This is a genomic window from Candidatus Poribacteria bacterium (genome assembly GCA_021295755.1).
Classification (GTDB): Bacteria; Poribacteria; WGA-4E; order WGA-4E; family PCPOR2b; genus PCPOR2b.
This window is the reverse complement of record JAGWBT010000097.1, coordinates 1-17,159: the sequence shown is the minus strand read 5'-3', so window position 1 is coordinate 17,159 and position 17,159 is coordinate 1. Positions and strand designations below refer to the sequence as shown.

Sequence of the window (17,159 nt, the reverse complement as noted above, 5' to 3'; positions counted from 1 at the left end):
CGGAATCTCGACATCGGTATTCTGCAGATTATTGGTTCGGACACCTATCATCTCAAGCCACTCGCCTTTGCCTTGGCGTCTTTGTGGCGGGATTTCGATTTTGAGCCTTCCTGTGAGGTATCCACCCGTCAGTGATTTTTCGCTCTGCTGGATTTCAGTGGGCGAACCGGCGGCGATGATCTCACCGCCAAACTTCCCGGCACGGGGACCAAAATCGAGAATGTGATCCGATGCCAACATGGTTTCCAAGTCGTGCTCAACGACTAGGACACTGTTACCAAGGTCTCGAAGCCCTTTCAATGCGTTCAAAAGTCGCTCCTGATCTCGCTGATGCAATCCGATACTCGGTTCATCAAGGATATATGTTACCCCTGTGAGACCGCTGCCGAGTTGGCTTGCCAGACGGATGCGACTGGGTGCGGGTCGATCTAGCGTCAGATAATGCAATCCAATATCGACGAGGAATCGGAGTCGTTGTTGAATTTCTTTAAGCAATGTTCCACCGATCTCCATCTGATGTGTTGACAGATCAAGGTGTTCAAAGAAGTTGGCAGTCCTTCCAATCGGCATCGCTGTTAGCTCGGCGATGGTTTCTCCGCCCAACGTTACGCCTCTCGCTAGGGGTTGGATTCGCGTGCCCTCGCACTCCTGACAAGTATATAACCGATGCCCGATTGTCCCAATACCTTCGCAGGCTGGGCATTGACCGATAGAACTGTTGAATGAGAAGTGACGCGGTGTCAGTTCGGGAAAACTCAAACCGCACGGGACGCAAGCGAAGTGCTCGCTGAAGACATGATGTGTAATTTCCGATCTTCTACCCGCTCGCTTCCCTTCGTTTATCACTCCCACCGCTACGGTGCCGCCGCTCTGTTGTGTTGCCGTTTCAACCGCTTCTGCCAGGCGTCCCCGTTCATCGGGTTCGAGAGCGAGGCGATCGACGACAATTTTGACATCGTGTCGGATACTCTTTCCAATCTTCGGTGCCCGATCAATCGGGTGAACCTCCCCGTCAATTTCGACGCGAGCGTAGCCATCACGCTGTAAACGCTGGAAAGCATCAGGGGACAAGACGTAAAGCCGAGCTCCACCTGCCAATGCCACAATTTTGTCAACGATTTGCTGTACGGATTGAACGCTGATTTCCGACCCGCATTGCGGGCAGTGAGCCGTTCCGACTCGTGCATAAAGCACACGCAGATAGTCGTAAATTTCTGTGACTGTCCCGACCGTAGACCGTGGGTTCTTACTCGGCGCCTTCTGCTCAATCGCGATTGCTGGGGAGAGCCCTTCAATCTTTTCAACCTTAGGTTTTTCTAACTGCCCTAAAAATTGTCGTGCATACGCTGAAAGGGATTCGACATAGCGTCGTTGTCCTTCTGCATAGATTGTGTCCAATGCCAGCGACGATTTCCCAGAACCACTCACGCCGGTGAATGTTGTGAACTTCCGATGAGGAATTTCTACGTTGATGTGCTTCAGATTGTGCTCATGCGCGCCATGCACGGAGATATATTCCCCCTCGTTATTGTTGGTCAATTCATAAGGGGCTGTTGATTCCTGTAGAATGTGCGGGGGACTGTGTGTTGCGTACTGCGTATTATCAATTGAAGAACCTTCCAATCCTCTCGGCGCTAGTGCTGGCTGCAAAGCTATCCCCGTATACGATTCCTCAACGGCTGCTACCTCCTCCGGTGTCCCTGTTGCAACGACATAGCCACCCGCTTCACCACCCTCGGGACCGAGATCAATAAGATAGTCCGCTGTTTTTACGACCTCCAAGTTGTGCTCAATGACGATAACGGTATTGCCCACGTTGACAAGTTGGTGCAACACCTCTAGGAGTTTTTTCACATCGTCGAAGTGCAACCCGGTTGTAGGCTCGTCGAGGATATAAAGAGTTTTGCCTGTGCTACGTTTAGCAAGCTCCCGCGCCAGTTTAATCCGTTGCGCCTCGCCTCCAGAGAGCGTCGGTGCTGGTTGCCCCAGCTTTATGTAATCCAAACCGACATCGTGTAGGGTTTGCAAAATCTTCGCAATTTTCGGAACGTTTGCAAAGTGTTCTAATGCTTCTTGCACGTCCATGTTGAGCACATCGGAAATATTCACGCCTCGGTATTCGACCTGTAGCGTTTCGTCGTTGTACCGTTTTCCCTGACAAATATTGCACTTTACCCAGACATCAGCGATAAAGTGCATTTCGATCCGCTTTGAGCCGTTGCCTTCGCAGGCTTCGCATCGACCACCCTTGACATTGAAACTGAAACGTCCCGGCTTATAACCGCGCAGTTTAGCCTCAGTCATCTCAGCGTAAAGCGCACGAATCTGATCAAACACTTTGGTGTATGTGACAGGATTCGATCTGGGGGTGCGACCAATTGGCGACTGATCTATATCAATAACTTTATCGATGACTTCGTCAATTGGAGATGAGGATATGCCTTGTGTCTGATCGTTTGAGGATTTTTCCTCTGTAGTGATTACCCGTATGAGATCATATTCTCCCGGCTGCGCATGTGCCTTCATCAGATCGCGGGCAAGTGCTTCGTATAGAATATCGTTGATGAGTGAGCTTTTGCCAGACCCGCTGACACCCGTCACGCAGGTAAAAACTCCGATCGGGACTCGTACATCAACGTCTTTGAGGTTGTTATGACGTGCGCCACGGACCTCGATCCATTGATTGCCAGTTGCACGGCGTTCAGTAGGGATTTCGATCTGTTGTTCCCCACGGAGATATTGTGCCGTCAGGGAGGTTGAATCCTTGGCAATCTTTTGCGGTGCGATCTCACCGCCTTTGATTCCCGGTCCCGGTCCGAAGTCAACAATCATATCTCCCGCCCACATTGTATCTTCATCATGTTCGACCACGATTACGGTGTTGCCTTGGTCTCGGAGATGTTTGAGCGTCGTGAGAAGGTGCTGATTATCGCGCGGATGCAAGCCAATACTCGGCTCGTCGAGGACGTAAACTACCCCTCGCAAGCCCGCTCCGATTTGGCTGGCTAACCGAATCCGTTGGGACTCGCCGCCGGAAAGTGTGGGTGCGGTTCGATCTAGGGTGAGGTAGTGCAGCCCAACATTCATCAAGAACCAGAGGCGCCCCCGAATCTCTTTCAGCAAATCAGTCGCAATGAACGCCTCACGCTCCGGTAGTTGGAGTTTTTCAAAGAACTTAAAACAATCGCCAACTGCCATTTTAACGACATCAAGGATGGATTTTTCGTCGATTGTCACGGCTTTCACTTCTGGCTTGAGTCGTGTCCCGTTGCAATCTGGGCATGTACCGGAAACCATGTATTTTCCGTAGTAACGTTTCACAAGTTCTGAAGATGCTTGGAAATACTTTCTTTCTGCGGGCGGAATCACACCCTCAAATGCGGCTTGGTACTTATAGCGACGATTACGGTGGGAGCGATAGACGAAAGGAATCTGCTCTTTTCCAGTCCCATAAAGGATTGCGTGTTGATGCTCGTCGGTCAGTTGTTCCCACGGTGTATCGAGGCTAAAGCCGAAGTGTGCTGCCAAACTCTCAGCGTGATGTCGCGTCTGTAGGGTGCCCAGCTGCCCCCAAAAGACAATCGCCCCTTCCCGAATTGATTGCGTTGGATCAGGGATAACCATATCGGGGTCCATCTTTGTGAGTGTTCCGAGTCCTTTGCAGGTTGGACACATCCCCGCGGGACTGTTGAAGGAGAAATTTCGCGGAGCGGGAGGTTCATAACTGATGTTGCAGTGCACACAGGTATAATCCACCCCAAAAAGGAGATCGCCTGCCTCCGGCTTTCCTTCGACGATGCTCACAATTAGGCTGCCTTCTCCCATACGCAGCGCGGTTTCAACTGCTTCTGCAACCCGGCTGCGAATATCAGGTTTGATAATGATTCGGTCAACGACGATTTCAATGTTATGTCGTTGATTGCGGTCAAGTTGAATTTCAGCGGGTAGGTTGTAGATCTGTCCATCAATTCGGGCACGAACAAATCCTGCCTTGAGCGCGTCCTCAAGATGTTCGCGATACTCACCGCGCCGCCCACTGACTATTGGGGCAAGGATTAAGATGCGGGTCTGTTGTGGTAGATCGACGATCTGATCGATGATCGCCGTCGCTGTTTGGGCACCCACTGGCGCACCGCACTCTAGGCAGTGTGGCGTACCCACGCGTGCAAACAGGACACGCAGATAGTCATAGATTTCTGTGATCGTCGCGACCGTTGAGCGTGGGTTATTCCCGCCCGATTTCTGATCAATCGAGATGGATGGGGAGAGACCACCGATGAAGTCAACGTCGGGTTTTTCCAGTTGTCCGAGGAATTGGCGGGCGTAGGCGGAAAGGGATTCGATGTAGCGGCGTTGACCTTCGGCGTAGACTGTATCGAATGCCAGCGACGATTTCCCGGAACCGCTGACACCGGTGAAAACGATGAGGTTGTCTTTGGGGAGTTTGAGATCGATGTTTCTGAGATTATGTTCGCGTGCGCCGCGGATATCAATGAATTCTTCCGGCATAGATTTTCCTTTGGCTGGCGATCTTTCCGTAATTACAGACGATTCCATTCATCTAACGAGATTCTATATCCTAATATATTCTCAACTTGTCTCAACAATAAGCGCAGTTGCGACACCGAATATTCTCGGTTATTTGGGATTGTCAAGTGATGATTTTCATAAGGCATAAAATCGTGTCGTGTACCATGCTGTAGGTTGCCAAATCCGAGTCTCTTTAATTTACGAATAAACAGCTGTCGCTTACAAGGTCGCCATCTTTGAGCCCTCCTTCGCCTCATTTAAGTCGATTCCATTAATCACCGGGATAGGGATGTTGCGCTGATGCTTAACAAGAATCCAATCATACAATACAGACACCAATTCACGCTGACATTCAGCAAGAGTCTGTCCAAATGCTACAACCCCGGTGCAATCAGGTACTGTTCCGGCGTAGCTTTTATCTCTTAGCTTTTGATAATCAGCCTTTTCAGTTGCAGCCGCGATGTAGCGTCGACAGGAGGTTTCAAAATCATCATCAGGTTCACTTGGCAAAAAAGTGATAATGACTTGAGATTGGGAAATATCCGGAAGTGGTTCCAAAGGGTGTACCACGCCGTTTTCGTAAACTCCTCTGACTGCGAATAAGCTCATGGTATAGAATCTCCTTTCGATTCGGATTGGACGATCTATGAGTTCCATTTTACCATAGATTTCAGGCGTCGGCAACTCCCTTTTTCACGGCAATCGGTAGGGCTGGTTGCGGTAGGTCGGGGTAGTCAATGAAATATATCGGAGGAGATATCTCCATAATTTCATAGACCTTTAATATAGCACATATATGTTAAGTGGTCAATAAAAAATTAATAAATAAAAAAGCCTTGTCCCGATTATCTAACTCCAGTTTAGCCCTAAAACCCCGCACCGTTTTTCGAGGCTAAAGCCTTGATTCCAATGGTGAAATATGGTATAATTCTTTCGTCTACGGGACGGGAAATTGCAACTTCGGCATCCTCGCCGTTGTTCCCGTCCACCCTTTGCAATAGGCAGCGTAGACGTAGAAAACACCAGACACTACAAAAAAACATCTAACGTTGGGTAAACCAATAGACCTTGAGCTAATGGTCCCGAGTCGGATGCGTCCGACAAGGCGAAAGATTGTCTTGCCAAGCACGTGGCTTGCAAGTATCGGTCGGCTCGAACCTCACGAGTTTTCCGTAGTGCGCCCCATGGCCCGCGCCGCATCGTTTGCATGATGTGTTGCCCCGGCTTGACCGGGGAAGGCACCCTAGCGTTTTTGGCAGGGGTCAGCCTTGTAAGGCGTCAGCCTGCCCAAAACCTCAGAGGTGAACCAGATGGCCCCATACCCGAAGTTGAAGGTAAACTCTAAGAGGTAGAACGTGGATTGGCTATCAAAAGAATCCCCGTTCTTTAGAGCGGGGAGCGGTCAAACGAGACAAGGCGTTATATTATAGCGGATCTCAGTAATCGTTGTATCCAAATTGTTGATTGCTGTGAGAGAAGAGAGGACATATCCCAATCAGCACGAAGGGGTACGCCTAAGAAAAGGATTAGTCGCTTTTCGAGCTGTGGGTTTGGCGTTAGAAGTAAGATCGTCCAAGTGAGTTTCCGACACCGAAGGAGTCGTAAGGCACACCGGCTGGCAGGGTACGGAATCCCCACGTATCCGTTGTGGCATCATAGCCAACCCCGACTGAAGCAGCGGGTTCCGCAATCAGATTAATCTGAAAGGTGAAGTCTTGTCGTACATTATCGAAGGGAGGTTCTCGCTTAATCCCGATGCGGTGCCATCGAATCGTCATGTTCCAATTGTGCAAGTTGCGTCGTAGCGTTACACTCTGTGAGTAGAACTGTTTTTCGATCCAGTCGTAATTAACACTAAGATTCAATTCAAACAATTGACTTGGACGAAATCGAAAACTGCCCGTGAGGCTTCGAGAGGCGCGTTGTGTTCTTTTTGTGAAGGCATTTCCGAGCGTTATATTCCATTTGTCACGGCGATAACTGACGTTGGATCGGAAACCAATCTGTTTGAGTCGTTTTCCATCGTAGCGCGATTCGTTGGGGTCATGTGTCGATCTGAACGTGATGTTCAGGTTTCGGCTCGCTAGCGGAACTATTGTCATTCTACTTTCAATCGGTACATATCGACGTTCACCCAACGCCTCAAATTTGGTGAAATCCGCTGCTATTCGTGTGCTAAAATTAAGCACACGGAGCGCAGATCTGCTGCCACGGGTCTTAACTTCAATACTGGTATCGAAGTTATATGCAAGGTTTTTTCTTTCAAAGAAGTAGACACTGGGACCAAAAGGATAAAGTTGGGGAGCATCTTCTCTTTCGACAGGCGGTGCGTAATCAAATGATACCCTTGAGTTGATTTGGTGGCGCATCCGACGCGCTCCCGGAATGAAACTGATGTCATAGATCCGAAACAGCAGATTACTTGCAGACAACCGTGTGCTGTATATACTCCGGAAAATGTTAGAGTTTCCTTCTCGGTCTTTGTCATGCCAGATGAGGTTTGTGTCGAGATCTGCGTCGAAGCGCAATTCTCGATTCGGCATTATTTGCAGTGCCGACTGCTTACGAAGGTCAAAACCGAGATCCATAGTTTGCAAGTAGACATCCTCTTCGTCTCGAAATCGTCCACGGAAAAAATTACCAAAATTCGTCTCCAGATCAAAGCTGATATCGTCAAGTGTTGGAAAAGCAAACATGGAAAGGATTGGGAGATCTGTGTGTAACTGTTCCGCAACTTTGGTTAACCCCGAATTAATAGTTTTGAAAACAGGCAGCCGATCTAAACGCATGCGTCTAAGTGAAAGATCGAGCGAGGGTAACTTTTGCAAGTCTGTTGTTCCTTCACCGGTAAAGTCTACAGTATGATTAACCTGTAGCCGCCCCAAGACCTCCCCGATCGTCTTGTACGAAAATCTTAAGTTTCCGTCCTCGTCTCGATCGTCATAGTTCACTCCCCGAAAAGCAGTTCCCCATGTGAACATACCAAAAGAATTAACCGCAGATTCATTGATTCCAAATCCCTCCTCTTTAAAATCTTTTGCTCGCCATGCCACACGTCCCACAAAACTCACAGGCTGTCGTCCCCTCGCTCGGTTGTCCCATGGGGTGTAGAAAGCGTGCCGGTGCCCCCATCGCATATTCCATCGTCTCCCCGTTTTGAACGGGTTTCGGCGATTGAAAGAAAATTCATCGTTAGTATAGAAGTAAAAATCTCCCCTATAAGTACGTCTTTTATCGACTTTAATCAGACGATACCCTTTACGGGTCTTGATTATTCCGGTATGCTCACCGCTATAGAGTCGCTGCGCTTGTGTGTAGGTTACGGTTGGCATCTCCCAGCGCCCCCGGTAATCGTATTGTTGGTAGATCTGCACCTTCTCCGATTCTTCTGAGGGATCTACCGTTTCATCGTCCCCAATTTGATCCGGATTCAAAGGAATTTGTGCACTATCTTCTGGTGTTCCTATATCGCTCTGATCTTCCATTGTTTCCTCGTGCCCATTTATCTCTTTATCACCCTGTCCCTCCGTTCCTTCTTCCAACTGTTCAATTCCAGCTTCTTCTGTCGTTGCAGCTTTCCCGAATTGCGCTTCCATCACCGCCCACTCCGCTTCAAATTGACGTGCAATTTCCTCAAAGGTTGGGGTCGGCTCCTTTTCGATTAACTCAAGAACATAGGCACCTTGGTCAGTATATATGGGCCGAGTTACTGCTCCGGGGACTTCTAGTCGGGTTACAGGATGTTTCCAACGTCGATCCATTTCATTCAACAGAAATCCTGCGCCTTCATTAGCTTCAGAAAGTTCCACTCCCTCATATTGTTCTGCTAATTGTTCGAGAACCTCTCCTGCCTCTGCACGTTCGTGAATTTCCTGAGCAGTCGTCCGGATTGCGTTCTTGGTTTCCTCGCTTGGTTCAATTGCTATATCAATTCGACGGATCTGGAGTTCTTGTTGACCATATACATCAAGGACACGATTCAGCTTTAAGATATGAAAACCAGATTCCGTTCTCAGAATCGGCGTGATTTCGCCGGGTTTCAGTTGAAAAACCGTCTCTTCGAGAATTGGATTCAGCCGAAGTTCATCTTCCTCATCGCGCTCTCCGCGCACCAAAAATCCCATGTCGCCACCCTGATAGCGTGTTTCTTGATCGGTTGATTTCTCTTCTGCTATCTTTGTAAAATCTGCATCCTCCTCCTGTAATTGGGCATGAATTTCCTCCGCCTTTTCGCGGGCAGCGGCGATGTCTTCGTCGGAAATCTGATACTCCAGAAACAGTTGCCGCAGCTTATACCGGTCATACTCGCCCTCCAGCCGATCTGCCAACTCCTGTGCTTTTTCCTCTAGTTTCGTCCGCTCACTTGGCGTTGCATTGGGAGGGATAGGCACAATAATTTCTTGGAACTTGGCATCGTTTACACGGTATTTGCCGTCAGCACCGAGCCCACTTCCTCGACGGGCAGAATGATCAAACAGCAAAGCACCATCGTATCGAAAGCGGCGTGCAAGTGGCAAAATCACGCTCAGGAATACCCCCTGATAGCTGCTTGTTCCGATTTTGACGATTACCTTGGCGACTTTGTCTTCTTGGCGAAGATCGCGACGGTAGGCGGGAAAATAGAAGAGGGGAACACCACCAACTCTCAGAACGATATTCTTGGCAATCAACTCTTTATTTATCCTGACGATAATCTGCGATGCACTGAAGTAATAATGGGGATGCTTGAGAGAGCATGTTGTCAGAGCGCCACCCCGGATGTAGGATTCATCATCTTCGATCTTAAAGATCTCAGTGCCGCGGTAGTACCATGGATCACTGAAACTGAATCCTTCACGAATGATTCCTTTTTTTGTTTCAATGTTGTAAAGGAGTTCGTTTGCATAGGTTTCTTCGTTTCCAACCAACAGATGTACGTTTCCCGCTGCCCGCATCATATTTTCATCGAAATCCGCCCAGATATAGTCAGCATACAGCACGACCTCGTCGTATTTGATTAATCCGTTGCCGTTAATCTGAATCATGTTTTCGTGAAAGGTGAGGTTGTCGCCTTTTGCAAGCAGGTCCCCTCCTTCAGGCGACATATTCTCTGGATCGAGTTTTCGACTGACTTGGGTGGGTTCTTCAGGTGTAGGTTCTTCAGGCGTAGATGAATCTGTCGTTGGCGGGGTTTCTGACGTTTCTTCAGGAGGTTCTGTAGGTGACTCTCCATCGTTGGGTGCTTCGGGAGCAGTTGGATTTTCAGTTGGTGAAGTTTCTGATGAAGTCTCAGCCTGTTTGTCCAATTCTGCTTCCTCGGCAGTGGAAGCGGGGTCGGTTTGGGCGGCTAATTCGCCCGCGATCAAAATTAAGTTAAGTGTGAGAATCGTGAGTGATAGGACGTGGAGTGCAAAACGAGTTGCACAGGGAACAAGACGTAGAACGTAAAGTACGGCCCCCGAAAAGTGATCAAGGAATTGGAAACAAGGGGGTTTGGGCAACCGGATAGTTGACTTCTTCCCGCTGCCTACTGTTTTCTGCCATTTCCGTTTTTCCCTCCTTGCCATACTACCTTTCCTCTGCTACACTGCAAAATTGCCTAATCGAGAGCAGTAGAACTTGTCCGAGAATCGAATCCCTCTGCTTCAGTCTTCGCTGTCAGTCAAGCGACTCTGATCGGAAGGTATAGCTTACTCCTATTTAAGTTCCTCTTTGATTTTTATAAAGGAACTTTCCTTGAGCAGATCCGTGTAAAGTTGCCATTCCTCTTGGAATTTTTGCTGACGCAGCATCATTCGGATCTGGTCTTTTTCAGCGTCGCTTAATTCAGGGGCAGTACGACTATCGATCTTGAAAATATGCACGCCGTACGTTGTTTTAATAGGTGTGCTATACGCGCCGGTAGCAAGTGCTTCGATAATTTTTCGGGTTTCGGGATTTAACTCGCTGAGTGAACGGATTCCGAGATCTCCGCTGTTAGCTTTCGTCTGTGCATCATCGGAGTATTGTTGTGCAAGCGCGTTGAAATCTTCTCCTTGATTTAACCGCTGCAAGAGGCTATCCGCGCGTTCATAAGCCGCTTCAATCGCCTGCTCACTCGGCTTCAGACTGACAACGAGATGACGAAACGCTATGGTCTGATCATCTTTATCTTCAACTTTGAAAAGATAAAGTCCATCATTGCCTTCAACCGGCTCACTGATCTCGCCGGTGTTGAGTCCTGAAAGTGCATTGCGAAAGGTAGCCGAGAGGTTGTCCATCTCTGCAAGTGGCAGTTCGTTTAATACCCCAACCCCTGCTTGTCTATACTCATCGTCAGCATAGCGTTGCGCGAGTTCCTCAAAATCGTTTCCAGCGTCTAATTCCTGAAGAATTGTATCGATCTTCTCAAGGGCTAGTTTGCGATCCGCCTCGCTTGGCTTGAAAGCAACGAAGATGTGTCGGAGATGGACTGTGTCTGTTTTAGTTGGCAATTGTGAACGGTTTTCTTCAAAAAACTTCTGTATGTCCGAACCTCGAATTTGGAGTCTAGGGAGGATGCGTTGCATTACAAGTCGTTCCGCCATCAGATTGCGTTTGGCTTGTTCACGGAAGGACATCAGGGTGTAACCTTCCTTTTTTAACGCTTGGGCAAGTTCCTCTTCGGTCTCAATCTTGTACTGGTCTTTGAAGTTTTGCAGATATTGCTCCACTTCAGCCTCTGTGATTTCAATTTTTAGCGTTAATGCTGTTTCGACGAGAAGCATTTGGCGAATCAACTGATCGAGGAGTTCAGCGCGTTCTTGCTCCGCCTTTTGCATCGCTTCGCGCTCACTGAACCGGTAGACTTGCTGCAGTTCCAGTGCTTTTTGCTTCACAACGCTGTCGAGTTCCCATTTGGTGATCACGTCTTCGTTGACATAGGCGATGATCTGATCAAACCTTCGCGCAGCGACAGGCTTAATTCCAAAATGAATGATCAGTAAAATCAGGGCGCAAAAACGCAATATCTTCATCAGAATCCTTGGGATGGGGCCCCCATCCTTATAGGTTGGGGAGGAAATCCCGCCTCCTTTTTTGTAAAAAATCACTTTTTTCTCTCAAGAGAACTCAATAGATCTGCAACCAAAGTATTCAGTAACTCGATGATTTAGGAAAAACGCTCGTTTTTCGCTCTCCTCCCAACGTAGTAATTGGAAGGCTGTTGTGTGTCTGAGGTTTACCCAGAAGGTGAACCTGTGATAGCACTGCTACCCGGAGAATCCTTCTAAAGGGTAGCGACTTCCCTTCGGTGGCGGGTATGTAAAGTTACGAGCCGAGACCGAGAAACCCAATAAATCCCGGGGAATGGGCAATAAGTTTCTTAATCCCGACTTATCGGAACTCTATCCCTTCAGAGTGGGGTAGTTGACTTAGAGACCTACCTCCTTAATCCAAGATTTAACGTTTTACGGTTCTGCTTCAGGTTCGGTGGGGGCGCTACCATCATCAGACGATTCGCTTTCCGCTTCAGCAGGGACGCTACTATCATCAGATGGTTCGCCTTCTGCTTCCTCTTCGACTTCCACCGGTGTATCGGGGATTCGATCTGAAAAGGTCTGGACCTTCGCCTGTTCGTGGAGCCGGATCAGCCAGTCGGTCATAAGTTCTTCACGTTTCTGATTCTCTACGTGTCTTTCCACATTGCGCCGTACACTTTGTTCGTCAAGCGTTTGTTGGCGTTCCGGCTGGACTTCCTCCTTACGGAACGTTAGGTAATAGTTTTCCCCATCAAGTTCGATGTGGAGAATCTCCTCGTTCATTTGACCGACTTCTAACTCAAACGCCATATCGCTAAAAGGTTTTGCGCGCCGTGAATACACCGTGTTATCGAAAAAGTCAGTGTCACCGGGGATTTCGTTATTGGATCCCGGACCGATTAATTCCCCGTTTGCAGATAGTTCTGCAGCGAGGGCAGCAATGTCTTCCCCATCTTTGATCCGTTGAAAAACTTCCTTCGCTCGTTCCTCATTTGTGAGGGTTAGGCAGGTCAGTCGCACCTTTTCCGGTACAACATAGTCCCCCTTATTTTCTTCATAATAGAGTTGGTAATCTTCCTCGGTTGGTTTAAGTTTCTGATCTACTTCGACATCTGTGATCCTGTCAACGAGCAGTTCATGGTAATAGTCCTGCACTTTTTTCAACACCTCGGGGTCCTCATCAAGTTCCCGATCCTTGGCAAGACAAAGTATCAGACGGCTCTCCGCCATCAGGTTCATATATTCCTCAAACCCACCTTCTACTTCTTGGTACTGTTGTTGTTTATACGTGGGGAGTTCACTTATCTCCTGTAGCATCTCTTCAAGCGTTATATGGTGTTTTCCATTCCATTCAAATTCAGCAATCACAGTGCCTTCAGCTCCGGCTTTTCCGCCACAACCATTCAACGAAATGCTAACGGCAACGGCACCGATTAAGATAAAACTAATAATTCCCAATAATTTCACAGTTATACCTCCTTAAATTTTGCGTGATATACAGTTGTTCGACTGTTACAACTATCTGTCAGCTAGTTTCTGAACGCGATGATTCGATCCGATGTTGTGTTCTACTACTGCTCCGATTCTTCATTTTCCGGATCTTCTTCCTCTTCGGGCGTCACGGGTGGAGGAAGTAGTTCTGGATATGTTTTGAGTTTACCTTCAGCAGTAAGCGCTTCCAACCATTTTAGGATACGCTTCCGCTTCATCTCGCGTTTTAGGGGATACTCAAGCCTTGGCTTGACCTCTTCAAAGGTCTGTTGGCGTTCTGGCTGGTGTTCTTCCTTTCGGAAAATCATATAATAGGTGTCCTCTTCGACCTCCTGTTCAAAAACTTCTTCAGTCATTTCGCCAACTTCCATTGCAAAAACCACGTCTACAAATGCTTGGGCTCGCGCGGAAACGTCTCGAGCAAAGTAGCCTGTGTCACCAGGATCCCCCGGATTTGAACCAGGTCCTGTCAATTCGCCTTTTTCTGCAAGTTCTTTCACTGCATCAAGCATGTCCTTACCGGCTTGGATCTCCTCCAGTGTTGTCTGTGCGAGTTCTTTATCGAATACGGTGATGCAGGTTGCCCGCACTTTTTCCTCCTCCACATAGGTATCTTTATTTTCTTCGTAATACTGCCGAAGTGTTTCCTCGGTAATAATGATTTTTTCATCGACCTCAATTTCGGTCAAGCGCTCAACCATCAACTGGTGCTTATAATCGTCCCCTTTTTTGAGGAAGTCCTTATCTTTGTCGAATTCTGCCTCAGCAGCTGCGAGGAGCATTAGCCTTTGGTTGATAAGGTCTTCCAGAAATATGAGTTTACCAGCTTTGGACTGATAGCCTTTCCGTTTGTGTGCCGATAACGCTGCTATTTCCGCATTAAGTGTTGCGAGCGAAATTTCGTGTATGCCGTTCCATTCGTACCGAGCCACAATAATCTGGCTTTCATCCATTGGTCCGGTTACATCTTGCGATTGGACAATCTGCCAACTGCTCAAACCGATCGCCGCAGTCACGACGAAAATTATCAATATTTTTTTCATTGTGTGTATCGTTCCTTTCTGATTTGGCATAGAATGCGAAGACTCTACCTTCGCGGTTGGTAGGGGCAGGTCTTGTGCTAGCCCAAAGCGGACAACCACAAGGGTTGCTCCTACAGAATATTGTTTTAAGGATGCGTATACTTCACAAATGCCGTTATGTAATACGCATCAGGTTTCGTGGTTCACATTAATTTCCCCAAGATACGCTTGAGTTCAACCAAGAGGGCTTTTCCCTCCAATCCTTTCAAACGGATCGTCATACGTGCAGGGGGTGTAATTGAGATTCGCTGATCCTGTTCAATCAGCCGAATTAGTTTATGGGGGTCAAGGTTTGTTTTGGCTTCATCAAATGTCACCTTGATGCTTTCGTTGCCTGCGGCGATTCCATCGACCCCGATTTGTTGACTGAGTTGTTTTAAGTCGGCAATTTCGAGGAGCATCTCAACTGGTTCGGGGATTTTTCCATACCGGTCGGCCATCTCCTCTTCGAGTTCTTTCCGATCTACTTCTGTTTCTAGGGCAGCGATTTTTTTGTAAAGTCCGACCTTTTGCCGGCTGTCGGGGACATATTCATCAGGCAGATAAGCTTCAATGGGTAGGTTAATCCGGGTTTCGACCGTTTCTTCGATCTCTTCACCCTTGAGTTTTTGTACTGCTTCCTCAAGGAGTTTACAGTACATGTCGTAACCTACAGCGGTGATATGACCGTGCTGTTCTGAACCGAGAATATTACCAGTTCCCCGAATCTCAAGGTCGCGGAGGGCAATTTTAAACCCGGAACCGAGATCAGTGAATTCTTCGATGACGCGCAGTCGTTTTTGAGCACCTTCCGTAATTGCCCATCCTTGTGGGTAGAACAGATAGCCGTAAGCCTGATACTGATCGCGACCAACTCGCCCGCGTAACTGGTAAAGTTGGGCTAATCCGAACGCGTCTGCACGATTGATTAGGATCGTGTTGACGGCCGGAATATCCACGCCAGACTCAATAATCATGGTACAAACCAAAACGTCATATTTGTGGTTGATGAATTCCATCATCACTTTTTCGAGTTGACGTTCAGGCATTTGCCCGTGTGCCATGCAAACTCTAGCGGGTGGTACGAGGTCTTGGATTGTGGCAGCAATGCTTGCGATACTCTGGACACGGTTGTGAACAAAAAAGGTCTGTCCGCCGCGTTCCATCTCTCGCAAGATCGCATCTCGAACCACGTCGGGATTGTACTCCATGACATAAGTTTCAATTGGCAGGCGATTTTCCGGGGGCGTATTAATTACGCTGAAGTCGCGGATGCCGACAAGGGACATATGAAGTGTACGCGGAATCGGCGTTGCTGTCAAGGTTAATACATCAACCGTCTGCTTCATCTGTTTAATCTTTTCTTTGTGCTTTACCCCGAAACGATGTTCCTCATCAACTACGAGCAGACCGAGTTCACGAAACTTAATATTTTTTGAGAGCAAGGCGTGGGTTCCGATGACGATATCAACTGTGCCCTTTGCTAGTCCCTCCACCACCCTTTTTGCTTCTTTATCTGTTCGGAAGCGATTCAACATTTCGACCTGAACGGGAAAAGGGGCAAAACGCTGCTGGAATGTATTAAAATGTTGCAGCGTGAGAATTGTTGTCGGTGCAAGCAGGGCGACCTGTTTTCCTGCCATCACTGACTTGAACGCCGCACGGAGTGCTACTTCGGTTTTTCCGTATCCGACATCTCCGCAGATTAGCCGATCCATGGGGCGCAGGCGCTCCATGTCCCGCTTAACTTCCTCAATCGCTTTCTGCTGGTCGGGGGTTTCTTCATAAGGAAACAGCACTTCAAACTCTTTCTGCCAAGGCGTATCTGTTGGGAAGGCATAACCCTCTCGGGAGTCACGAATCGCATACAATTCCAGTAATTCCTCCGCCATCTGCTCTATGGAGGCTTTTACTTTGGCTTTTGCCCGTTCCCATGACGTTCCACCGAGTTTGTCTAGACGTATTCTTCTGTCTTCTTGTCCGCCAATATACTTCTGCACGAGATCAATTTGATGGGTCGGAACATACAGCCTACCTGCGTCTGCGTAGTCTAGCGCGAGGAAATCCTGCGGTTTCCCATCAATGTCGAGGCGCCGGATACCTGCGTAGCGACCGATTCCGTGTGAGACATGCACCACATAATCCTTTTCCTTGAGGTCAATTAGACTCAGGATAGGAGCGCCTTCCTTAAAAGGGGTCTTGCGGTGCCGGCGATGCTCGCGTCCAAACAACTCATCTTCAGATAGCGTGATGCACTTGAGGATTTCACTGATGAATCCCTCGCTGATGCTGCCAATGTTCACCGCTGTTTGGGTTGCAGGTAAATCCCTATCTGCCAAGATATTGTGTAGCCGATCTGCGCTCTTTGGATTATCGCAGAAGAAGTTGACGAAATAGCCCTCGTCCGTCCATCCTTTGATCTGATCCATAATCAGCCGATAATTGCTACGTGGCAGACCGAGTGGACGCATACCGAAAGCAATCTCTTCAACCGGTTCCTCTGTATTGAGTGTTGGCGGCGCCAACGACGTGCGAACGAAGGGATACGTCTGCAAAGCGGAGCGTACCTGTTCAAACGGTATAAACGTCTCATCGGGTGACACCATAAACTGATCGAACGCTAGTTTTCGTTCATAAAGATCTGTTGTATCTTCGATAAGTTGAGTTGCCTCGCGCTCCATCCAAGCAGGCTCGATCAGAAGAACAATAGTCTGTGGGGATAGATAATCCATGAGGGTACTGGTATCTTCGTATAGCATCGGAAGTAAGGCTTCCAGTCCCTCTGGATTTCTTTCTGTTTCGAGGCGATTCGTAATCTCGTTGACTGCGTTTCGATACTTAGGTGATTCGTTGTTTTGAATCAGTGTCTCTGCTTGGGTTTTCCACAGATCGAGGGTTTGGGGGGACAGGATGATTTCTCGAACCGGACAGAGCGTGATTGCTTCCGTATTGTCACCAGTTCTATCGGTAACAGAGCGTTGTGAAGCCGGATCAAACAACCGAATCGCGTCGATTTCGTCGCCGAAGAACTCGATCCGGATGGGCGCATCAGTGGTCAATGGGTAAACGTCCAGAATGTCGCCACGACGAGCTAACTCAC

Annotated in this window: 7 protein-coding genes; all 7 read right to left on the bottom strand. The window is 48.3% G+C overall.

The features are described 5' to 3' along the window. A partial coding sequence (gene uvrA, locus J4G02_14445) for an excinuclease ABC subunit UvrA (GenBank protein ID MCE2395773.1) occupies positions 1-4,509 on the bottom strand: 4,509 nt, incomplete at its 3' end. Positions 4,510-4,749: 240 nt separating this feature from the next. Next, the gene (locus tag J4G02_14440; protein ID MCE2395772.1) at positions 4,750-4,992 is read right to left on the bottom strand and encodes a type II toxin-antitoxin system HicB family antitoxin; all 243 of its coding nucleotides are present in this window, start codon (positions 4,990-4,992) and stop codon (positions 4,750-4,752) included. A gap of 1,094 nt (positions 4,993-6,086) precedes the next feature. Continuing rightward, positions 6,087-10,076: a peptidylprolyl isomerase gene (locus J4G02_14435; GenBank protein ID MCE2395771.1), complete on the bottom strand. Its 3,990-nt coding sequence runs from the start codon at positions 10,074-10,076 to the stop codon at positions 6,087-6,089. Between the two features lie 129 nt (positions 10,077-10,205). Further along, positions 10,206-11,504: a peptidylprolyl isomerase gene (locus tag J4G02_14430; GenBank protein ID MCE2395770.1), complete on the bottom strand. Its 1,299-nt coding sequence runs from the start codon at positions 11,502-11,504 to the stop codon at positions 10,206-10,208. Between the two features lie 432 nt (positions 11,505-11,936). Next, positions 11,937-12,974, bottom strand: a complete 1,038-nt coding sequence (locus tag J4G02_14425) for a peptidyl-prolyl cis-trans isomerase (protein MCE2395769.1) — start codon at positions 12,972-12,974, stop codon at positions 11,937-11,939. Positions 12,975-13,078: 104 nt separating this feature from the next. Beyond that, entirely contained in the window at positions 13,079-14,041 is a 963-nt protein-coding gene (locus J4G02_14420; GenBank protein MCE2395768.1) for a peptidyl-prolyl cis-trans isomerase, read from the bottom strand. Between the two features lie 182 nt (positions 14,042-14,223). Next, a partial coding sequence (mfd, locus tag J4G02_14415; GenBank protein MCE2395767.1) for a transcription-repair coupling factor occupies positions 14,224-17,159 on the bottom strand: 2,936 nt, incomplete at its 5' end.